The sequence below is a fragment of the Microcoleus sp. EPA2 genome, from assembly GCA_020882975.1.
GTDB lineage: Bacteria > Cyanobacteriota > Cyanobacteriia > Cyanobacteriales > Microcoleaceae > Microcoleus.
Genome location: JAHRFD010000008.1, coordinates 23,897 through 44,452 on the forward strand (window position 1 = coordinate 23,897; position 20,556 = coordinate 44,452).

Annotated in this window: 20 protein-coding genes; 15 read left to right on the forward strand and 5 right to left on the reverse strand. The window is 42.5% G+C overall.

Annotated elements, in window-relative coordinates; all coding sequences use genetic code 11:
- The first annotated feature begins 87 nt into the window (after nt 1-87).
- The 6 genes from AAFP14_RS09735 (at nt 88) to AAFP14_RS09760 (ending at nt 5,340) form a co-directional block, all read left to right on the forward strand.
- Nucleotides 88-2,532, forward strand: a complete 2,445-nt coding sequence (locus AAFP14_RS09735; RefSeq protein WP_341732065.1) for a WD40 repeat domain-containing protein — start codon at nt 88-90, stop codon at nt 2,530-2,532.
- A gap of 174 nt (nt 2,533-2,706) precedes the next feature.
- Entirely contained in the window at nt 2,707-2,955 is a 249-nt protein-coding gene (locus AAFP14_RS09740; RefSeq protein WP_340550668.1) for an AbrB/MazE/SpoVT family DNA-binding domain-containing protein, read from the forward strand.
- Nucleotides 2,949-3,299 carry a type II toxin-antitoxin system PemK/MazF family toxin gene (locus tag AAFP14_RS09745; RefSeq protein ID WP_026787033.1) on the forward strand — a complete coding sequence of 117 codons (351 nt, stop codon included), beginning with the start codon at nt 2,949-2,951 and terminating at the stop codon, nt 3,297-3,299. Before AAFP14_RS09740 ends, AAFP14_RS09745 begins: the two co-directional genes overlap by 7 nt.
- A gap of 291 nt (nt 3,300-3,590) precedes the next feature.
- Nucleotides 3,591-4,241: a Uma2 family endonuclease gene (locus AAFP14_RS09750; protein ID WP_341732066.1), complete on the forward strand. Its 651-nt coding sequence runs from the start codon at nt 3,591-3,593 to the stop codon at nt 4,239-4,241.
- A 32-nt stretch (nt 4,242-4,273) separates the two neighbouring features.
- Entirely contained in the window at nt 4,274-4,771 is a 498-nt protein-coding gene (locus tag AAFP14_RS09755) for a GNAT family N-acetyltransferase (protein WP_341732067.1), read from the forward strand.
- Nucleotides 4,772-4,944: 173 nt separating this feature from the next.
- Complete coding sequence (locus tag AAFP14_RS09760; RefSeq protein WP_341732068.1) at nt 4,945-5,340, forward strand: hypothetical protein; 396 nt, start codon at nt 4,945-4,947, stop codon at nt 5,338-5,340.
- 98 nt (nt 5,341-5,438) lie between these two features.
- Here the strand turns inward: AAFP14_RS09760 and dnaG are convergent, their stop codons facing one another.
- Nucleotides 5,439-7,466 carry a DNA primase gene (gene dnaG / locus AAFP14_RS09765; protein ID WP_341732069.1) on the reverse strand — a complete coding sequence of 676 codons (2,028 nt, stop codon included), beginning with the start codon at nt 7,464-7,466 and terminating at the stop codon, nt 5,439-5,441.
- Nucleotides 7,467-7,541: 75 nt separating this feature from the next.
- On the opposite strand from dnaG, the gene AAFP14_RS09770 reads away from it, so the two are divergent.
- The 8 genes from AAFP14_RS09770 to AAFP14_RS09805 all read left to right on the forward strand — a co-directional run bounded on the left by AAFP14_RS09770 (nt 7,542) and on the right by AAFP14_RS09805 (nt 17,269).
- Nucleotides 7,542-8,477 (forward strand): NAD-dependent epimerase/dehydratase family protein, encoded by a 936-nt coding sequence (locus tag AAFP14_RS09770; RefSeq protein WP_341732070.1) that lies wholly within the window; start codon nt 7,542-7,544, stop codon nt 8,475-8,477.
- A gap of 41 nt (nt 8,478-8,518) precedes the next feature.
- The gene (locus AAFP14_RS09775; RefSeq protein ID WP_341732071.1) at nt 8,519-8,701 is read left to right on the forward strand and encodes a hypothetical protein; all 183 of its coding nucleotides are present in this window, start codon (nt 8,519-8,521) and stop codon (nt 8,699-8,701) included.
- A gap of 257 nt (nt 8,702-8,958) precedes the next feature.
- Nucleotides 8,959-9,231 (forward strand): hypothetical protein, encoded by a 273-nt coding sequence (locus AAFP14_RS09780; RefSeq protein ID WP_341732072.1) that lies wholly within the window; start codon nt 8,959-8,961, stop codon nt 9,229-9,231.
- A 381-nt stretch (nt 9,232-9,612) separates the two neighbouring features.
- Nucleotides 9,613-12,129: a magnesium-translocating P-type ATPase gene (gene mgtA, locus AAFP14_RS09785; RefSeq protein WP_341732073.1), complete on the forward strand. Its 2,517-nt coding sequence runs from the start codon at nt 9,613-9,615 to the stop codon at nt 12,127-12,129.
- A 563-nt stretch (nt 12,130-12,692) separates the two neighbouring features.
- On the forward strand, nt 12,693-13,541 hold the full coding sequence (locus AAFP14_RS09790; RefSeq protein WP_341732074.1) for a DUF6920 family protein: 849 nt from the start codon (nt 12,693-12,695) through the stop codon (nt 13,539-13,541).
- A gap of 252 nt (nt 13,542-13,793) precedes the next feature.
- Nucleotides 13,794-14,666, forward strand: coding sequence for a DUF8173 domain-containing protein (locus tag AAFP14_RS09795; RefSeq protein ID WP_341732075.1), 873 nt, complete (start codon nt 13,794-13,796; stop codon nt 14,664-14,666).
- 309 nt (nt 14,667-14,975) lie between these two features.
- Nucleotides 14,976-15,401: a Clp protease/crotonase-like domain-containing protein gene (locus AAFP14_RS09800; RefSeq protein WP_340520136.1), complete on the forward strand. Its 426-nt coding sequence runs from the start codon at nt 14,976-14,978 to the stop codon at nt 15,399-15,401.
- Nucleotides 15,402-15,793: 392 nt separating this feature from the next.
- Nucleotides 15,794-17,269 (forward strand): glycosyltransferase family 87 protein, encoded by a 1,476-nt coding sequence (locus AAFP14_RS09805; RefSeq protein WP_341732076.1) that lies wholly within the window; start codon nt 15,794-15,796, stop codon nt 17,267-17,269.
- Between the two features lie 153 nt (nt 17,270-17,422).
- On the opposite strand, the gene AAFP14_RS09810 is transcribed toward AAFP14_RS09805, so the two are convergent.
- Nucleotides 17,423-17,641 (reverse strand): helix-turn-helix domain-containing protein, encoded by a 219-nt coding sequence (locus AAFP14_RS09810; protein ID WP_341732077.1) that lies wholly within the window; start codon nt 17,639-17,641, stop codon nt 17,423-17,425.
- A 57-nt stretch (nt 17,642-17,698) separates the two neighbouring features.
- Nucleotides 17,699-17,917, reverse strand: a complete 219-nt coding sequence (locus tag AAFP14_RS09815; protein WP_341732078.1) for a ribbon-helix-helix domain-containing protein — start codon at nt 17,915-17,917, stop codon at nt 17,699-17,701.
- A gap of 166 nt (nt 17,918-18,083) precedes the next feature.
- On the opposite strand from AAFP14_RS09815, the gene AAFP14_RS09820 reads away from it, so the two are divergent.
- Nucleotides 18,084-18,317, forward strand: a complete 234-nt coding sequence (locus AAFP14_RS09820; RefSeq protein WP_341732079.1) for a hypothetical protein — start codon at nt 18,084-18,086, stop codon at nt 18,315-18,317.
- Nucleotides 18,318-18,478: 161 nt separating this feature from the next.
- Here the strand turns inward: AAFP14_RS09820 and AAFP14_RS09825 are convergent, their stop codons facing one another.
- The gene (locus AAFP14_RS09825) at nt 18,479-18,997 is read right to left on the reverse strand and encodes a hypothetical protein (protein WP_341732080.1); all 519 of its coding nucleotides are present in this window, start codon (nt 18,995-18,997) and stop codon (nt 18,479-18,481) included.
- Nucleotides 18,994-20,550: a hypothetical protein gene (locus AAFP14_RS09830; RefSeq protein WP_341732081.1), complete on the reverse strand. Its 1,557-nt coding sequence runs from the start codon at nt 20,548-20,550 to the stop codon at nt 18,994-18,996. The genes AAFP14_RS09825 and AAFP14_RS09830 overlap by 4 nt, the downstream gene beginning before the upstream one ends.
- Nucleotides 20,551-20,556 lie beyond the last annotated feature (6 nt).

A 20,556-nucleotide genomic window follows, 5' to 3' on the forward strand; every position in this document is an offset into this window, starting at 1 on the left:
AAATAAAAATGAGGTCTTAACTAGAAACCCGGTTTCTTGGAGAAGTCGGGTTTCTGCAAACACAAATTCACATCAGGAGAAATGATTATGATTTGGAACTTTGCCCAGGGAATTATAACAGCAGTTAACGGCATTTTGGGCCCCCAGACAGTGGTGGCGATGACGCAACGGCAAAATGAGATTGATAGAATTGCTTCCCAGATTGAAATGCAAAATAGATCGCTGGAGTTCCAAGCGTTGATGGAAGGAGTGCGTCAAGAACATAGTAAGGAAATGGAAGCCTATCGACAATATTGTGAGGATGTGCGACTGCAAAAACGCCTCGATTCTGAACGGGAACAGTTAGCTAGACGGTTCCAACATGAGGAAAAATTAGAACAGTATCGCCGCGAAACTCACCTGATTTTATCTCGCGCTCAATTGCTAACAGCTTTAACTTTAGCTGATGATAAGGAAATTAGAGAAAGTTTCCCTCTGAAAACTCCCGCACGGGTAATTTTAGATGCTTACAAAAGCTATCAGGAAAATATGAAACAAATTCCTCTATTAGTGGTGATTTCGCCGCCTGCGTTGCAGTTTGAAAAATTCCCTCATGTGGCTCAGGGATTTGGTCTAGTTGAAAACCGATTGATTGATGAAATACAGGAGTTTTGCAAACATTATTCTCTCAATAATCAGGAAAGACCTGTAAGATATCAAGGGGCGGATTGGGAAAGTAAATATTCTCATGGGAAAACTGGGATCGATACTTTGCACCACGTCCTCAAATCAGTCCCCACTGTGGTTTTAGAGTCTAAGTTTGATGGGGATTTACTCAGGGTTTATGTGGCGGGTTGGGATATGATGCAAGAAGTGCCTCACTATGAAAAGGTGCTAACTATTCCTTGGAAGGAAGTTTTGTATCCCATCGCCCGGAAATATGCCGAAGAGTGGCGAGAGTACCGGATGAAGTTATTAGAAAAAGGCAGAAGTTTAGAGGAATTGAAGCGCCGGGGTGGGGATAATGAACTGAATCTTTTAATCTTGGAAGAAGAGGAAGAAGATCGGGAGTTGGGCAGGGGCGGTCAACATGATTATCAGTACAATGTTAAAGAAGACAAGTACATTCAGGAATTGGCGCAGTTTTTAGGGATTTGCCACTGTATTTTAGTGGGTTTGATGGCTGACAGATACCATTTTTATCATGGGGATGTGCGTCCGAAATTGCCTGAACTTTTGCCCGGATTGCTGGGAAAAATGCCGAGCGATAGTTTGAATGAAATGTTGGTGGGTGAGATTGTTTCCAGTTATCAAAGTCTCTATCAGTCTATTGAGGGGAAACGCCCTAATGCGATCCCTTATTTGTTTTTGGATTTGGCGTTGAGTTTGAGTGGTTTGTCGGATAAATCTTGGGCGAAAAAGCAGGTTGAGTTTTCGATTAAAGCTTGGTTGAAGCTGAGAAATGGGGTTTCTGAAGAGAAACTGGGTTTGTTGAATTTGGAGAATTTATTGGAGGTGTTTAAATCGACTTTGACGGTGGCGGATATAGAATATGCGGAAAAGCTAACTGGGTGTTTGGCTGCGATCGGGGAAAGTCGTTATCGGGAGATGATTCTGGAGGATATCAAGCGCAAAGAAGCGGAACGTCAGCATAAATGCAAGCTAGAAAATGTCTCAATTGTTCATACCCTCAGCGGGCATATTATCGATGTTGTTTCCCTCGCGCTCAGCCCAGATGGGCAGACGCTTGTCAGTGGTAGTAATGACAAGACGATTAAGATTTGGCAGTTGAGTACGGGGCAGTTACTTCGCACCCTCACTGGGCATTCTAGCTTGGTTTTTTCCGTCGCCATTAGCCCGGATGGGCAAACCCTTGTCAGTGGCAGTAGTGACAAGACGATTAAGATTTGGCAGTTGAGTACGGGGCAGTTACTTCGCACCCTCACTGGGCATTCTGACTGGGTTCGTTCCGTCGCCATCAGCCCGGATGGGCAGACGCTTGTCAGTGGCAGTGGTGACGGTACGATTAAGATTTGGCAGTTGAGTACGGGGCAGGAACTTCGCACCCTCACCGGGCCTTCTTACTTGGTTTTTTCCGTCGCCATCAGCCCGGATGGGCAGACACTTGTCAGTGCAAGTAGTGAACAAACGATTAAGATTTGGCAGTTGAGTACGGGGCAGGAACTTCGCACCCTCACCGGGCATTCTAACAATGTTTGTTCCGTCGCCATCAGCCCGGATGGGCAAACCCTTGTCAGTGGCAGTAGTGACAACACGATTAAGATTTGGCAGTTGAGTACGGGGCAGTTACTTCGCACCCTCACTGGGCATTCTGACTGGGTTCGTTCCGTCGCCATCAGCCCGGATGGGCAAACCCTTGTCAGTGGCAGTGGTGACGGTACGATTAAGATTTGGCAGTTGAGTAGGGGGCAGGAACTTCGCACCCTCACTGGGCATTCTGGATCAGTTATGTCCCTAGCCATCAGCCCGGATGGACACACCCTTTTCAGTGGCAGTGGTGGCGGTACGATTAAGATTTGGCGGGTGGAGTGACTCAGAAACTTAGAAACCGGGTTTCTCTGATAATTTTTCCTAGAAAGAAACCGGGTTTCTGCGATAATTTTGGCATCCTCACCGAGATTTGGGTGAGAAACCCGGTTTCTGAATCCCACGCGACTATATCTAGTTGTTAGAATAGAAAAACCTGAGCATGAAAATCGCAAATGTATGACAGCAAAAATACACATCAGCAACTTGGGTAATTCTTTAGCTTTGCCAATACCCGACTATATTGTAAAATTTTTCAACCTGAAAGCAGATGATTCAGTAATTTGCAGTATAGAAAATGGAAAAATGGTCATAGAACCTGTAAATCAGAAAGTTTCCAAATATACCCTAGATGAATTATTAGCAGGCGAAATAGAACCCAGCCAAGAAATCTATTGGGGAAAACCAGAAGGAGAAGAATTTTGGTAAACTATATCCCCGAACGAGGTCATTTCATTCGCCTCAATTTCGATCCTCAAGCAGGGCACGAACAAATGGGAACTCGACCTGCACTGGTTGTGAGTCAAACTAAATTTAACCAAAAAATGGGGTTTGTGTTTGTCTGTCCAATTAGTACCACACAACGCAAAAATCCGTTTTATGTTCCCATTCCAGAAGGTGAATTGGTGACAGGTGTAATTATGACAGATCAACTGCGTTCTTTAGATTATCGATCAAGGCAAGCGAGTTTGATTGGTGAATGTCCAGAAGATTTAGTTAGGGAAGTATTGAAGCGAATTGAACCTATCTTGTTTGAAAATATGACCTCCTAGAAACCGGGTTTCTGCCATAATTTTGGCATCCTAACGAGATTTTGGTAAGAAACCCGGTTTCTGAACCCCGCGCGCCTGATCCAAGAAACCGGGTTTCTGCGATAATTTTGGCATCCTCATCAGATTTTACGAAGAAACCCGGTTTCTGAGTTCTCGTGCGCCTGATCCAAGAAACCGGGTTTCTGCGATAATTTTGGCATCCTCACCGAGATTTTACTAAGAAACCAGGTTTCTGAGTTCTCGTGCGATCGCTGTTATCATAAAATCACTTCAGAGCAGAAGGGAACGACAATGCAAACCCAAGAAAAACCAGCAATCGCCAAGCAACCACCAACCGAAAAACGGTACTACACGCCGGAGGAATATCTCGCATTAGAAGAAAGTGCGATCGACAAAAGTGAATACCATGATGGGGAGATCATACCAATGACAGGCGGAACCGCAAACCATAACAAAATCGCACTGAATTTTTGCAGAAAATTCCCCTTGAGTGTGAATGGTCAAGATTACGAGACATTTATCAATGATGTGCGCCTGTGGATACCCCTAACTCGCCGCTACGTCTATCCCGATATCATGGTTATTAAAGGAGAACCAAAATATCAAGGAAGTAACAAAACAATTGTCACAAATTCTCTGATAATCGTCGAGGTTTTATCCAATTCAACCAAAGATTACGATCGCGGTGGCAAATTTCTCGCCTATCGCTCAATTCCTGAATTTCAGGAATACATTTTAATAGACCAATATAGCTATCATATTGAGCAATTCGCCAAAAACTCTAATGGCAAATGGGTATTAACAGAGTATGACTCAGAGGAATCGGTATTAACCCTGGAATCAGTAGAATTCCAAATGCCACTCAGAGAGATTTATGAACGAATTAATTTTGATGTTAAAGACGAAGAAGTGAACGAGTCAATAACTGAAATTCAAGGATAACATCGAGTCCGCGTTTAGCATTACAATAATTCATGAAAATCCGCGACGCAAGTGAAAGCGACTTACCAGCAATAGTTCAAATATACAATGCAGCCATACCAGGGCGATCGGCTACAGCAGATTTAGAACCAATCTCCGTCGAAAGTCGGCTGGCTTGGTACAGAGAACACTCCCCTGATTCCTTACCAATTTGGGTAATGGAATCAGAACAAAATATCATTGGCTGGCTGAGCTTGCAGCGTTTTTACGGGCGCGCCGCCTATCAGCATACAGCAGAAGTGAGCATTTACATCGCAGCCGATCGCCAATGCTGCGGAGTCGGCCAAAAATTATTACAACAAGCAATTCGGCGCTGTCCAGAACTAGGAATTAAAACCTTAATCGGCATCATTTTTGCCCACAATCAACCCAGCTTAAAATTGTTCAATAAATTTGGATTTCAGACTTGGGGACATCTACCACAAGTCGCCGAACTTGATGGAGTAGAAAGAGATGTAGTAATTATCGGTTTGCGTTTAAACAAACCATAAACTAGACCGAAAGAAACCGAAATGGACAGCCCGGAACACCGACCCACTTTTGACTGAATGCAAAATTTATTTAAGAGAATTGGAAACTTCCTAAATAATTTGCTATAATTATGAATAGCAGCACCCAAGTGGTATTGCTAAACCCACAAAAAAGGTTAAAGGAGTTAAGTCAAATGCCAAACAAACTCCAAGTTAAAACACAATCAGTCGGATATAGCGACTTTTACTGGAACCGTTTTAGTCCGAGAGTTGCTACTATCAGCAGCATCCGTAACGCCAATCACTGGGAGGGTGGATTTATCACTTATATTGCCTATCCCAGAAAAGTTGAAGCTATAGCAGCAATGAAATATTTACTGTTGCATCAACAAGTTACGGATGTCGATATGCGAAAAGCCAAACGGATGAAAGCAAAAGGTATTCGTTGGGAACTAAAAATACGGGGTTTAGCTTTTCATCAAGTGCTGAAATTTGCGACTATGGATATAACTAGCGAGCTAGTTATATCCCCAGCAGTTGAAACCGCTTCTACACGCAGGAAGTCCGCGCCACGCGAGAGTGAAAAATAATCTTAATTCCGGTTGCATCAGCGAGATGACAGTTGACTGCTGAGTGTTTAAACAATACCGAACCCAGCGGAAAATATATCAGTACCTGGGAGTGGAACCTAAAAATTGCCACTCCCAGGTACTGATATTAAATCGTAAAAATTGACTTGACGCAGCCGCTCCAATTCCTCTATCCATTCTTGTTCGGCGAGGACTTGTTGGTGATATTCTACAGCTTCTTCACAATTACTCGCCACATTCGTATTTTCCCACATATTCAGCGCAATGCGACGGCGTTTCATGCTAATAATTTGTTCGATGCACGCCAGAGCCGACCGAATTACTAAAGGTGCGCGATAAACATTTTTTTCGGACAACTCATTGAGGTGAAATAAATGGGAAATCTGATTGAGTTGATTGGGATATTCTATTAAACTATCTTGCAATTTTAAGATTAACTCAGATGGCACTATTTGTAAATAGCTTTTATGCAATATTTCGGCATTCAAAATCTGATGCCACAAAAATCTATGGTGAGAAAGGCTAAACTGCACTTCTCTAGCTTCTATGGATTCTCTGACATCTTGGCGATATTCGGGACAATGCAAGTAAATCTGTAACAATTGCGCTTCGGCTTCTTCTAAAAGAGTTCTGGCTACGGCGGAAAAAGTTTCATGGGAGCGATTTTTGAGGCTGCTTGTAGTCTGAGTTTTGTATTGTTTATTTGGCTTGATTTTTTTTCTAATTAACAGTGGCATTGTCAAGGATTCATCTTGAATCAGCCTTTTACCCCAATCGCTAACTACTTGATTTAGCAAGCTTTCTGCTAGCATTTTGGTCAGCTTAAACTCTCCTTTACTGAGAATTTCTGCGGATTTTTGGAGGTAATGTGCCAGTTGATTGTCATCAGTAATTTTTGTTAACAAATGAACAATCTTTTTGGTAATTTGTTGATAAATATCAGCTTGTTTTAAATCTTGGTTGACCAACATTCGTTGTAGTTGCCAGTCCAGCCATAGAGGAGCTGTTTTTAGCAATTCTCGATATTGTTCTGCTGAGTAGGTTTTGAGGAATTCATCGGCATCTTTGCCGTCGGGAATGTTGAGAACTCGTAGTTGTACTTCTCCTTGATAGGCGAGTTTTTCTATTTCTCCAATCGCTCTTTCTGCTGCTTGATTTCCGGCTTTGTCGGCATCGAAATTGAGGATAATTTGTTTGGAGTCTGTGTAGCGTAATAACTGCCGTACTTGATCTAGGCTGAGGGCTGTACCGAGGGAGGCGACGGCGTTGCCAATGCCTGCTGCATGAAGGGCGATCGCATCAAAGTACCCCTCTACGACGACGGCGGCATCTGCTTTGCTAATGGCGATTTTAGCTGTATCTAGGGCAAATAAAGTTTTGCCTTTGTCGAATAGTTCTGTTTCGGGAGAATTGAGATATTTTGGTTGTTCGTCGCCGAGACTTCTGCCACCAAAACCGATGACTCTACCTTGGGTGTCGCGAATGGGAATCATCACGCGATGGCGGAAGCGGTCGTAATAGCCACTGCCTCCTGATTTGCGTGGTACAATTAATCCTGCTTGTTCTACTAACTGGGCTGGATAGTGCTTTTGTTCTACTAAATAGCTGTAGAGTGTTTCCCAACCTTGGGGTGCATAACCTAACTGAAATTGTTGGATAGTTTCTTCGCTAAGCTGGCGATTGGATTTGAGATAGGCTAGGGTTTCTTGTCCTTGGGGTTGTCTTAAAGCGTGTTCATAAAACTTGGCGGTGAGGGCGGAAATTTCATAGAGTTGTTCTCGCAGAGAAATTTGACGCTGTAATTCTTGTCGATGTTCTGGTTCGACTGTTTTGACTTGTACTTGATAGGTTTTAGCTAAGTCTAATACTACTTCGCTAAAAGAGCGTTTCTCTAATTCCATGAGAAACTTAAAGGCATTGCCGCCAGCGCCACAGCCGAAACAATAGTACATTTGCTTGGCTTGGTTGACGGTAAAACTGGGAGATTTTTCGTCGTGAAATGGACACAAACCTACGAATTCTTTGCCTCGTTTTCGCAAGACGACGCGGCCGGAAATGACATCTACTATGTCTGCTCTTTGTTTGACTTCTTCGATGGTTTCGGGATGTAGTCGTGGAACTTGCATAGGGATGTTTGAGTAAAGCTAAGTAGTAATTTTATTGTAAGATGTTGACACTAACTGTAAGGAGTCTGGAAAATAATGCGAATTTTAATGATGGGCGGTACTCGATTTATCGGGGTTTATCTGACTAAGATTTTAGCAGCACAAGGGCATGAGGTGGTACTGTTTAATCGTGGCAATAAGCCAGTACCAGTTTCAGGAGTGCAGCAAATTCAGGGCGATCGCACTAATGTCGATGGACTAAAAGAACAATTATCGACTCTTGAGTTTGATGCCGTTTTTGACAATAATGGTCGGGAACTGAGCGATACAAAGCCTTTAGCTGAAATATTTAAAGGGAGGGTGCAGCACTTTATTTATATGAGTTCTGCGGGGGTTTATTTGAAATCCGATCAAATGCCTCATATTGAAGGGGACGCTACCGATCCCAAAAGCCGTCATTTGGGCAAATTTGAAACCGAAACTTACTTGGCAGAGTCCGGTTTACCTTGGACTTCAATTCGCCCGACTTACATTTATGGTCCCCAAAATTATAACGATTTGGAGGCTTGGTTTTTCGATCGCATTGCGCGCGATCGCCCGATTCCGATTCCTGGTAATGGAATGCACTTCACGCAGTTAGGGCACTGTCAGGATTTGGCTAGGGCGATGGCGGCGGTTTTGGGAAATCAAAGGGCGATCGGGCAAATTTACAACGTTTCGGGCGATCGATTTGTCACCTTTGATGGCTTAGCCCGCGCCTGCATTTTAGCCGCCGGCAAATCAGCAGATGCTATTAAGATTGTACACTACGATCCCAAACAATTTGACTTTGGCAAAAAGAAAGCTTTCCCCATGCGATTACAGCACTTTTTTGCCTCAGTGAACAAAGCTGTCACCGAACTTAACTGGCAGCCAGAATTTGACCTAGTTTCTGGGTTAAAAGATTCTTTTCAGAATGATTATTTAGTTTCGGGAAGAGACAAAGCGGAGATTGATTTTTCTGTAGACGATCAAATTTTGAAAGCGATTTAAACAGTCCTGGACGCATGGAGAATCAAAAACCCGGTTTCTGCATGAATATTTGTCGAAAAAAACGACGATTTTTGGAAGAAACCGGGTTTTTTGCATCCTGGATTATTAAACCGATCTCAAATCCGGCTGATTCAAATTATGACTTGGTGGCATATTTGATCGGCCGGAAGTCTTGGGTAGTTGCTGATGTGCGGGAATCCGACAATCCTGCTGAGGGAAAATAGCAGCATGATTATCCTGCGATCGCCTTTAGAGTTTCTTTCTCCCCAGAATCCAGGGGGCTGCTAACCCAGATTTGGGAGCGAGGAGATATATACCTTACCGAAAATTTGGGTCTAAAGATGGATGGCAATAAATCCGAATTATGAAACCATAATAGCGATACCGTTAAAAATTTAGAGGGCCACTGCTAAGCGGACGGTAGATCGCTGATACTGAGCCTATTTGTGCTGGTATAAACGTTAAAAAAGAGGGAGATTTCATGGAGAATACGTTATTCGATCGAACATTCCGGGACAGCGAAGGCAAAATTACGATCGCTCAACCACCAAATTTACCACTAATTGTCTGGATTCTAGCTAGTTTATTAAAGCTGGTTTTTACCACCGGAAAAATTAATTTAGGGTTGGAACTACTAGCTTTTGGTTCCTTGTTTACTTGGGCTTGGGAAGAATTATTCCAAGGCGTTAATTACTTTCGGAGAGCATTAGGTCTAATTGTGCTTGTTGGTCTGATGGCGTGGAAAATCCAATAACCAGGTAAGCGGACATAAACTCCCCAGCCAGATAAATCTAATTTTTTTCTCCGACTGCTAGCACTTTTTACTCCTTTTAAATCTATAGCCTGTCTCAAGGATTCCTACAGACTTATAGGGTAGTCCTGGGTGCATCTCAATGAGTGCAAATATATTCCTAGGGGCTTTCGCATGACCGCTGTAAATCTCTCATTATCACTAATAAATTTTCTGCGGTCATGCTTCGCCTAGGCAAAATCGGGATGCTCCCGTAGTCCTCCTGTGAAATTCCCCTGAACGGGGGCAAGCGGGCGTGGGATTACTCTAATTAATTAATGTTAACATCCACAAATTATATCTAGATAATAGCATATTTTTTAATGAAAACTCAGGTATCAAAAAATGAATCAACAGTCTACATTTTGGAGCTTATCCACGGATACCGTGCTTCAACAGACGCACTCTACAGCAGCAGGATTAAGCCATGCTGATGCGAAACAACGCCTGAGCCAGTACGGCGCAAACAGCCTCAAACAAATACACAAATCGAGCGCATTCATGATGTTGCTCAATCAGTTCAAAAGTCCGATTATCTTGATTTTGATTTTGGCGGCGGTGCTCTCGATTTTTCTCAAAGATGCGGCAGATGCGATTATTATCATAGCGATCGTCCTGATTAGTGGGCTGTTAGGATTTTGGCAAGAGCGAGGAGCATCGAATGCGGTAGAAAAATTATTAGCTTTAGTGCAAGTTAAAGCAACTGTGTTGAGGGATGGTCAATCTCAAGAAATCCCTAATGAGGAAGTGGTTCCGGGCGATATTGTGGTGCTTGGAGCAGGTAAAAATATTCCCGGCGACTGTCTAGTTTTAGAGTCAAAAGATTTATCAGTGAATGAAGCAGCACTAACAGGAGAAACCTATCCAGTTGACAAACAAAATGGTGTATTGCCAGCGGCAACTGGACTCAATCAACGCACCAACTCCCTCTATCTGGGAACTAATGTTATTAGTGGAACTGCGAAAGCAGTAGTTGTTCATACTGGAAAAGAAACTGAATTCGGCAAAGTATCGCAACGCTTGAAACTGAGACCTCCTGAAACGGAATTTGAACATGGGTTGAGCAAGTTTGGCTACTTTTTGATGGAAGTAACTCTAGTTTTGGTAGCTCTAATTTTTGCGGCCAATGTCTACCTGCATCGCCCTGTGCTGGAATCTTTTATGTTTTCCCTAGCGCTGGCTGTGGGTTTGACCCCTCAACTGCTACCTGCGATCGTCAGTGTTAACTTGGCTCGCGGTGCTGCGACAATGGCGAAAAAGCGGGTGATCGTGAAGCATTTACCCGCGATCGAAAACTTTGGCAGTATGAATGTGTTTTGCACCGATAAGACGGGTACGCTCACGGAAGGAGAGGTGAAAATTCACTCTGCGGTTGATGTCGAGGGGAAAGATAGCGATCGCGTTTTACTTTATGCTTATTTGAATGCCATCTCTGAGTCTGGTTATGTGAATCCGATCGACAAAGCGATTCGCGAATACAAAACCTTCGATATTTCAAGTTATCAAAAACTAGATGAAGTAGCCTATGATTTTAACCGCAAACGTCTCAGCATCCTGTTCAAAAAAGATAGTAGGAATCTAATTCTTACTAAAGGCGCACTGAAAAATATTCTGGATGTTTGCTCAACCGTTGAGACTGCCGAAGGGAAAACCATCGACATTGCAGACGGACGACAAAAACTGCACCAACAAGCCGAAGATTTGGGCAGTAAAGGATTTAGAGCTTTGGGTGTGGCCTATCGCGATTTCGAGCGAGATTCCTTCAGCAAAGATGATGAAAAAAACATGACATTTCTGGGCTATCTTGCGCTCTTCGATCCGCCAAAACCTGGCATCGCTGACACTCTCAAAGAGTTGCAACAGCTAGGAATAACCCCGAAGATGATTACTGGAGATAGCAAGGCGGTTGCTATGAGTATTGTTCAGCAGGTAGGACTGTCTGAACCAAAGGCTTTGACTGGCTCGGAATTAGAAAAACTCAGTGATGAAGCCTTGATGCACCGAGTACAAAATACAAATGTTTTTGCTGAGGTAGAACCAAACCAAAAAGAGCGGATTATCATCGCTCTCAAGAAAGCAGGAAATGTCGTGGGATATCTGGGAGATGGGATTAACGATGCTTCTGCGCTTCATGCTGCCGATGTTGGTATTTCGGTAGAAAGTGCCGTGGATGTTGCCAAGGAAGCCGCTGATATTGTGTTGATGGAAAAGGATTTGAATGTCCTGATCGAAGGTGTCAAGGAAGGGCGGATTACATTTGCCAACACTTTAAAATATGTATTTATGGCAACAAGCGCTAATTTTGGCAATATGTTTAGCATGGCGGGAATTTCTCTGTTTTTGCCTTTTTTGCCTCTGCTTCCAAGTCAGATTTTGCTGACCAACCTCTTAACGGATTTTCCAGAATTGACGATCGCCACCGATCGCGTAGACAAGGAGTTAGTCAACAAACCGCGCCGGATGGATATCAAGTTTATCCGCAACTTCATGATCGTGTTTGGTTTGTTGAGTTCCATCTTTGATTACCTGACGTTTGGGGCGTTGCTGCTGCTGCTGCACGCGCAACCACAACAGTTTAGAACAGGCTGGTTTTTGGAGTCTGTAATCTCTGCTTCGATGGTGGTGCTAGTCGTTCGTACCCGCAAATCTATTTTCGACAGTAAACCCGGAAAATACTTGTTGATGGCAACGCTGGCTACCGTAGGAGTGACGATATTCATGCCCTGGACACCTTTAGGAACCCTGTTCGGATTTCAACCGTTGCCGTTGAGTTTTGTGTTGGTGCTGGGGGCGATCGTCTTGTTCTACGTTACGGCGGCGGAGAATATGAAACGAGTGTTTTACAGTCGCGTGAAATTTTAGTACAGTCCTGGACCTACGGGGGTCAAAAACCCGGTTTCTGCATCAATATCTCTCGGATAGAGCGACGATTGTTCCAAGAAACCGGGTTTTTTGCGTAAGTTCTGTAGTAGCTACCTAATCGATACCTTCTTCACAGATTCTTCATCTTTGTTCAATATTATGAGAGATACTCCATGGGCTTTTCATTTTTGAGGATGAAGTCTTATGAAAAGTGAAACCAAATTGACTCTGATTAAAATCATTCACACTGCCATCTGGGTATTCTTCAATTTGGTTATTTTCTATATGCTTTATGCCGCGATCGCCAATAAACTCGATCTCTGGCTCTGGATTGGTTATGGATTTGTATCTCTAGAAGGTGTAATTTTACTAACCTTTAGATTCGTGTGTCCCTTAACTCTGATTGCACGCAAGTATTCAAATTCAACAATGGACAATTTTGCGATTTATCTTTCTAATTGGCTATCCAAGTATACGTTTTAATCTCTACAACAATTGTAATAATTATTATGTTCATCACAATATAATATTAACTTTTGAATTAACAAACAGAGGTAAGTATTATGTGGATTAATTGGATGGCAATTATTGGTGTTTTCATCGTAGTCAGCTTGGGAATTATTGCCATTTATGAGAGCTATCGCTGGCAGTCAGATACCGATCGCCTACGAGCCAAATTAACAGATGGACGGCGGACAATTCAGCCCCCAATCTATGACCAAAAAGAAATTGAAGGCTTACCAGCCCCCGTACAGCGATTTTTTCGGACAGTAATTAAGGACGGACAACCCATTGTGGCTGCGGTCAAACTCTCTCAGCAAGGACTGTTCAATCTTAATGAAATGGAGGATAAGTGGAGTCCGTTTACGGCTACTCAACTTGCGATCGCTCAACGTCCGGGTTTTGATTGGGATGCACGCATCCAGATGGCTCCTGGAGTTAATGCCTTTGTCCATGATACATATCTGTTAGGAGAAGGCAACTTACACGCATCATTACTCGGTCTTTTCACCGTTGCCAAAATGCACGATACGCCTGAATTAAACCAAGGTGAATTATTGCGGTTCTTTGCTGAGGCTACTTGGTATCCTACTGCATTATTACCCAGTCAGGGTGTACTCTGGGAGGCGATCGATGATACCTCAGCACGGGGTACCCTGACGGATGGTACAACAACTGTGTCCCTGGTGTTTACTTTTAATGCTGAAGGGGCGATCGCTACTATTCGGGCCCAGGCTCGTTATCGCGACAAGGTGACTGCGATGCCTTGGTGCGGTCGATTCTGGGAATATTCAGTTCGTAATGGGATGCTGATTCCCTTAGAAGGCGAAGTGGGATGGGAGCATCCAGAAGGCACTAGGCTCTATTTTAAAGGAAGAATTACAGAGATTAACTATGAGTTTGCATCGTGAGGGAGAGCGATCGCCAGAAATATCAAAATCAAAATACTGGAGGCAATTATGACTAAACAAATTTATATCAAGATGACGTTTCAAGGACAAGGTGACTGCGATGCCTTGTTGGGTTCGATTCTCGGAATATTCAGTTCGGAACGGGATGCTGATTAATAGCCAACTAATTCATAGATTCTTCACAGGTTCTTCATGTTTGTTCAATATTATGAGAAATACTCCATGTTGTTCTCATTTTTAAGGATTAAGTCTATGAAATGGCAACAATTAATTTTGGCTTTTATTGCCACTATTTGCTTAATATTTGCAGGCAATGCTCTGGCGCAGACTGATATCAATCTCAACAATACTAACCTGATTCGCTTTGGTGGCAGCGTCACCGTACCAGAGAACCAAGTAGTCGAAAATGCCATTGCTTTTGGCGGGAGTGTTACAGTATCCTCGAAGGCCAAAGTTTTGGATACTGCGATCGCGTTTGGCGGGGATGTCATTATGAAACAAGGAGCGCGGGTAGAGGGTGATGCTTACTCCTTTGGTGGCAAAATCCTACAGGAACCAGGTGCGATAGTTGGTGGTGAACGCGCTACATTCAGCGATCGACATGGCATGATGTATGGGTCCGATCGAGGCAGAAGTAGCTTTTTCGTACACTATTTCTTCAGTGCCATTTTTAGAGCTTGTTCCGCAGTAGTAGCAGCTATTCTGGGACTAATTATTTTGCATACCAGTCCCCAGTTCCTACCTTCTTTGGCAACAAAATTGCGTCAACACCCCGGTTTGACTGCTCTATGGGGGATTGGGGCGATCGTCTCCTTTGTCTTTGCCGGTGTATTTTTAGCACTGACCCTCATTGGTATCCCTCTGATTCCACTCCTGAGTCTGACTGCGGTGATGACGGCTCTAGTTGGATCGTTAGGTGTGGCACTTTTTGTCGGTCAAGCCCTAGTCACTAAAGGCGATCGATCGTTACAGCAGCAGTTCTTGATGGGTTTGGCAATCTTGACAGTTCTGACACTAATTCCATTTTTCGGAGGGTTAGTAGTTTGCCTAGTCAATCTATTCGGCTTGGGTGCGCTCTTGCTGTGGCAATTTGGTACAGAAAAACCCCAAATAGCTACTGAGTGAATAGGGTGGCATAAATGTTCATAATTCGGTTTTAGTTTCGGGATTAAAGAAGATTTCCGATTGCTCATCATAACGCCTTTATGTAGTAAAAAATTAGGGACGATCTACCTCTCAAGATATTCTCATCTTAAACCTAAGATAGATGGTGAAAAAGACAGATTGTGAAATAATTGATCTATCAAATAAGTATTTGGTATTTTCACCCATCGAGTAGATGAGGTAATTAACAACAAAGAGTTTGATGACTGGAAAGCAATTTAATAAGACAATCAACAATTCCCCTAAACTCTACATAGTAGAGAAAACATCATGAGTACGACAATTGACAACTTCACTCAACAACTTCATGACAATTTAGAAGCCGTTGAAAACAGGGCGAAATCGCTAAAAGAAAGCGTGGAATCTGCGACTAAAAACACTCAAGCTGAGCTTCAAGCGAAAATCGACGAAATGAAGACAAATCTAGAAGCTAAGAAACAAGAATTTGATGAGTATCGGGCAAAGCTTAAAACTCAATTTGACGAAAAAGAATCTGAGGTGAAGTCGAACGTCGAGGAATGGAAAGCGAGTCGGGAAGTCAAGAAACTCGAACATCGAGCGGATAAAGCTGAGGACTATGCCACTACAGCAATCTTATTCGCAATGGCGACCCTAGAAGAAGCTCAAGAAGCAACTTTGAAAGCAATTTGCACGAGACTAGACGCAACAACTGCTGCGGGAAATACGGAGAAGTAAGACAGGATTAAACGATTAAAGCAAGCTAGTGGGGAAGTTGATTGACACTGAGATGTTGCAGCATTCTCAGTCAGCCTGCTATTGGAGCGAAGCGGATGCTAGATAGAATCAGTCATGAAATGAGTATGTCGATCGCTGTCTAAGGTGTTGAACTAACAGCAATAGCCTAGAAGATAGCTGTATGGACGATGCCAACCATACAGCTATCTTTTATTTAATTCCAGTTTGGCAATTACTAACTATTAAGATTAAAATACCAAATTTTCACCAATCCGATCGCAAAAATGGGTGGAAACCCCCTTCCTAAAAGGACGGATTTAATTGTAAAATCTTGTTGCAATACCAGCTATTTGGGGAAAAAAAAGTTAGTATAAAATAGGAGGTCAATTCCTATGATTAGCTTGGGATGGTGGAATTTAGTTATTATCATTACAGTTGCTTGGTTTCTCAAATATAATTGGCGATTAGACCGCGACCAAACAGCATGGCAAAATTCTTTATTTTTAAAACATCCCGCCATCCAAAAGTTTAGTCAGTTTTGTTCTAGACCTATGGTTAACTGGATTTTCCAAGCTGTCCTTATATTAGCTGTCACCAGATTGCTGTGTTATACAATTTGGTTAGTTTACGATTTGACCAATCGACCAGAGCCTCCTTACTGGGATTTCAAGTGGTTTTATGTAGCAAGTAAATTAGCCCACGAGCACTTGAGTCCTTTTAATGTCGAAGTATTTAACCAAGGTTTTTGTCGAATCACAAAAGTGTGTGGGCTGATTCCATCTTTTGTTTATCCACCTAATATCATTCCTCCGATCTGGTTTCTTGGTTACTTTCCCATGAAGACTGCATTCACAATCTGGATTGTGCTGCATCTGATCGCCACAGGTTTTGTTTTATGGGGAGCGAATATCCTGTTGGAGTCGCAGTCACGAGCTTTCAGGACTATTTGCAGTATATCAGTGGCATTTCTCTACGGTTTCGTCTTCGATTTGCAAGTTGGCAATGTGGCAACTTTTATAGCTGTGCTACTGTTATGGATGTTTATCTTAGCTCGAAAAAATCGGGATTTACCCGCAGGGATTTTATTGGGAATTGCCCTGTTTAAACCCACCTTAGTTGTATTATTTATTCCTTATTTTATCATTAAAAAGCGATTTTCTCTAGTTTTTGTATCCATAATTACGGCAATTATTCTAGCATGGTTGGGTTTAGCAATATCCGGTAATTCCTTAACAGGATTTCTACAGGATGCGATTCGTGGATTTCCACTATGGCTCAACGATCCATCAAATAATCCTTATATTTCGATGAGTCGCATCGATTTAAGGGTGGTGGGGCCGAGATTTTTTCCCCAGAGTCCCTTTGCGGCGAAGCTATTTTCAGATTTAATTATTCTGGTGTTGATTGGTTTAGTGAGTTGGTATTTTTACCGAAAACAATCTCGCACTGCGTGGTCAAAAAATATTGATTTACCGGAGATGGTGTTAGTTTATTGTTTGAGTATTGGCATAAATTATTCTCAGCCAACCAGTTCTGTGATGTTAGCACCGGCGGTGGTTTTTTTGCTGAACGATTTGTATTTTCAGATTAAATATTGTGTCTTTTCTGGCAAGAGAATGTCTGTTTGGTTATTGGGAGTTGGCTGTATTTTGGTGCAAACTGCGGTGATTCATGCTGGGTTGTTGGTGTTTCTGGGAAAGCGGTGGAACTGGAAGGATGGGGAATTGCCTTATTTGTTGAAAGTAACTGTTTTTTCATTGCCGAGTTACGCGGTTTTAGGGATTACTTTGAGTGTTTTGGTTTTGGCTATGACATCTGGTCAAAAACAGGTTGTTGAATTTGACCGATCGCCCTCAAGCACAAATTAGACATTCATCTAAAATCGTGCAACAATCTTTGACCCCCCCTAACCCCCCCTTATCAAGGGGAGGGACAAGAGTATTGTTGCATTCTTTAAAATTGGTATTAGACATTCATCTGGCGAAGAGTAAGTAATAGGTAGCGCGTTCGTGATGTCATTTTTAGCGATCGGGCTCGTCCTCTTCATACACCATTAAATCCCCCGGCTGACATTTCAGTGCCCTGCACAAGCCGCTAAGGGTTGCTTCGTCGATTCGGGTGAGTCGGCGACGGGTTTTGATTTTTGACACGGAAGTGGGGTGCATCCCCATTAAAGCAGCCAATTCTTTATTGCTGATATTGCGATCGGCCATTACAACTGCCAATTTCCAACGGATCACTGCTGACGCTCAACTGCTAGCGATAACTTTGCAAGCTGATGTTAGCATTCTGCAACCTTAACTATCCCTTAAGTTGTCTTTGGATTCATTGAACTTACCTTCCTTCTGCGCTCTTTCGAGCCCTTCCTCCACCAAAAGTAGTGCCATTTGGGAAATCGAACGACGCTCAATACTCGCCAGTTTCTCTAACTTCTCCTTAACTTCAGGCGGGGGGTAAAAGGCAACTCTAGGAGATTTTGCTGGACTCACATTGTTTGGGGGTAGCGTGTTCACCATGTCATTTTAGCTGACTGCAAATTTTTTAGAGCTTTTTTGAGCCAAAGTAGCACACCACAATCTAGTCTGTGCTATACTAATCTAACAAACAAAAACCAAGCCCCCACCGCTCAGACTCGCAATCGTTCGGTGGGGGCTTTAACTCCCATATTCAGGAGGAATACCTATGATATCACAGCCAAAGTCCGTTCCCGAACTGCTCCGGGAAGAAGTTCCCGACGTACCCGCTGGTAAACAACCGATTCGTTTGCTGATTTGCGGGGTTCCCAAAGCGGTAGAAAGCATTGTTAATCTGCTGCACGTTTTGGGTTTTGCACAAGTTGGGGAATGGAGCCCGCCTTTACCTTCGCCTCTAGCGGGTGAGGTGATTCGGATTTTAACTCGTTACTGGAAAGAATGATTGCGGAGGTCGATCGCACTTTTTGATGTTAAGTGCGATCGACCAGTATCTTCAAACCGCACTGCCATTAATTAAATTATTGATTTAATTATCCACGCTCGCCTCAAAGTCCTAGGGAATAAGCCATTCAGCCATAGAAAAAGTGTCCGGACTATTGACTTTTAAGAGTTTGGTAATTGTTTAATCACGTCTAGTATTTCTTGAAGCGTAAAGTAAATGTAGTAAAAAACTGGCTTTCCATTTATGTCTATAGTGCCATATCGACGATGTGGGCGACCATTATTTGTATATGCTATGCTAGGGTAAAAGCCATCATATTTTGGGCTAAGATAACCTAACTCAATAGGAGCGCATTTTACGTCAAAAGTGATACCCCATTTTATTTTTGCTTCTAACTTTCCATCAGGCTTTCGCTCCAAATCGTCGAAGAGATTTTCATAAAAATAGCTGATATCAATTTTTTCAAAGTCCAATTCTGTGATAAGTAGTGGATAAGCTAGTGGTTTCACTTCCTGATCTGTCAACAATATATCATCAAAAAATTTATTTGCTTCCCCAGTTATGTAATCCTCAGCAGCTTTTTTGTGTTCTTCATTTTTAAAGGAAATTAGAGGAACATAACTGCTTTGGAAAAGTAGAGTTTCAGGGCAAATTCCTATAATATTTATTTGGTGATTCATAAGTTTTCCAGGTATAGCTTTTGGATAATAAAGAAGTTAGCCTTAAATATTTTGATTCCTCCTTTAATATCTAGGTTTTGTTCAGTTTCTCCCAAAGGATCAGGCTCAGGTTCTGCTGTGTAATACCAAGGAATAAAAAATACACTCTCTGCAACAGTATGGGTTTGCTGGAGAGCAAATTCATAAGTAAGCTGCTTGATGATATCATTATTGTATTTGTTTTTCGATTTTGGCGACGATGGGGGATTCAGATAAAAGTCAAGAGGAACATCTTTATAATCCAATATTTTTAGTTCAAATCCCTTTTGTGTTTCTAATTTAAGAACTAAGTCAGGACGGGGAAACCGGCGCATTGCCCTACTTCTATCTCGGTTTTCCAATTTATTATACCTTGTGTTTGAGTAGACCAGCGTTCCCGGTTGAGTATCAAGCTCAATACAAAGTAGTTCATTCCATCCGAAGTTACCGGGATTTTTAGGATATGGAATATTCGATATTGTCCTATAAATCCATTTATTGCCGTACCCGTAGTTTCCATGATTAGCTTGGTGGTTGCCAACCCGTTTTGGTTCTTCACCTTGCCTCTTAGGTTCTGGATGTGGAGGATCTTTCAAAGGTATATCGGTATCTGCATAGCAGATTTTATCTGGGTATTTTTTGAAGAAATAGGTGTTGCACATATCCTCCCAAACCAGAGAAAACCCTTTTATTCCCCAGTAGTCACCATCATTCTGATCGGGATTTATTTCGCCATATAAGAATATTTCAATAGCTTCATAAAGTCCCCAATAGTCAGCGTCTTTATAATAAGTATTTTTGTCTATGTTATCCAGCGCTTCTTTAAGAATGCTGATAGTTTCGCCAAAAGTGTCTTTGTCAAAAATTGACTGGTTGCTGGTCAAGTAGCCGTCTTGGAAGCGTTGAGCAAGGAAGCGAATATCTTGACTGTGTGCTTGAATATTATCTGGCACATCGCCATCCAACTGCTGTACAATCTCATCGAGTATATAACAATACAGGTTCACGATATCAGTGCTTTCATAGCGCACCGTCGGACGTGGTAAATCCATCGCCTCGACGTAAATTACATCGTTATCGAGGTAGATAGCGCGATCTAAGTATTTGTAAAGTTGAGAATAATCAATATCTTCACTGCGCCTGACTTTCTTTTGGATTGAGTTGATAGCAAGGTCATCGTAGGCTTCCAGTACCCGCTCGATCATTTTAATCTTGCTATAGAGTACACAAACTTCCCCATCTTCCGTTTGCATACTGACTCCGCCAGCAGAAAGGGTAGTCTGATCTTGGTCTTGCTGGAAGTCGGATCTGTTAAGGTTGAATCGGTTTGTGCCTGTATTGTCTCTCTCAAACTTGCGGAAAGTGCGATACATCTTGAAAAATAAATCCCGCACCTCGTTAAAGTCACCATCTGGAAAATTATCAAAGCCATTTGGCAGACAAAACTCATAACCATCTTCTAGAGCAGATTTACGGATTCCAACAAAAAAGTCATTGGAATTTTTGATTAACTTAAAGCTTGAAAAATCAAACATGGAGTG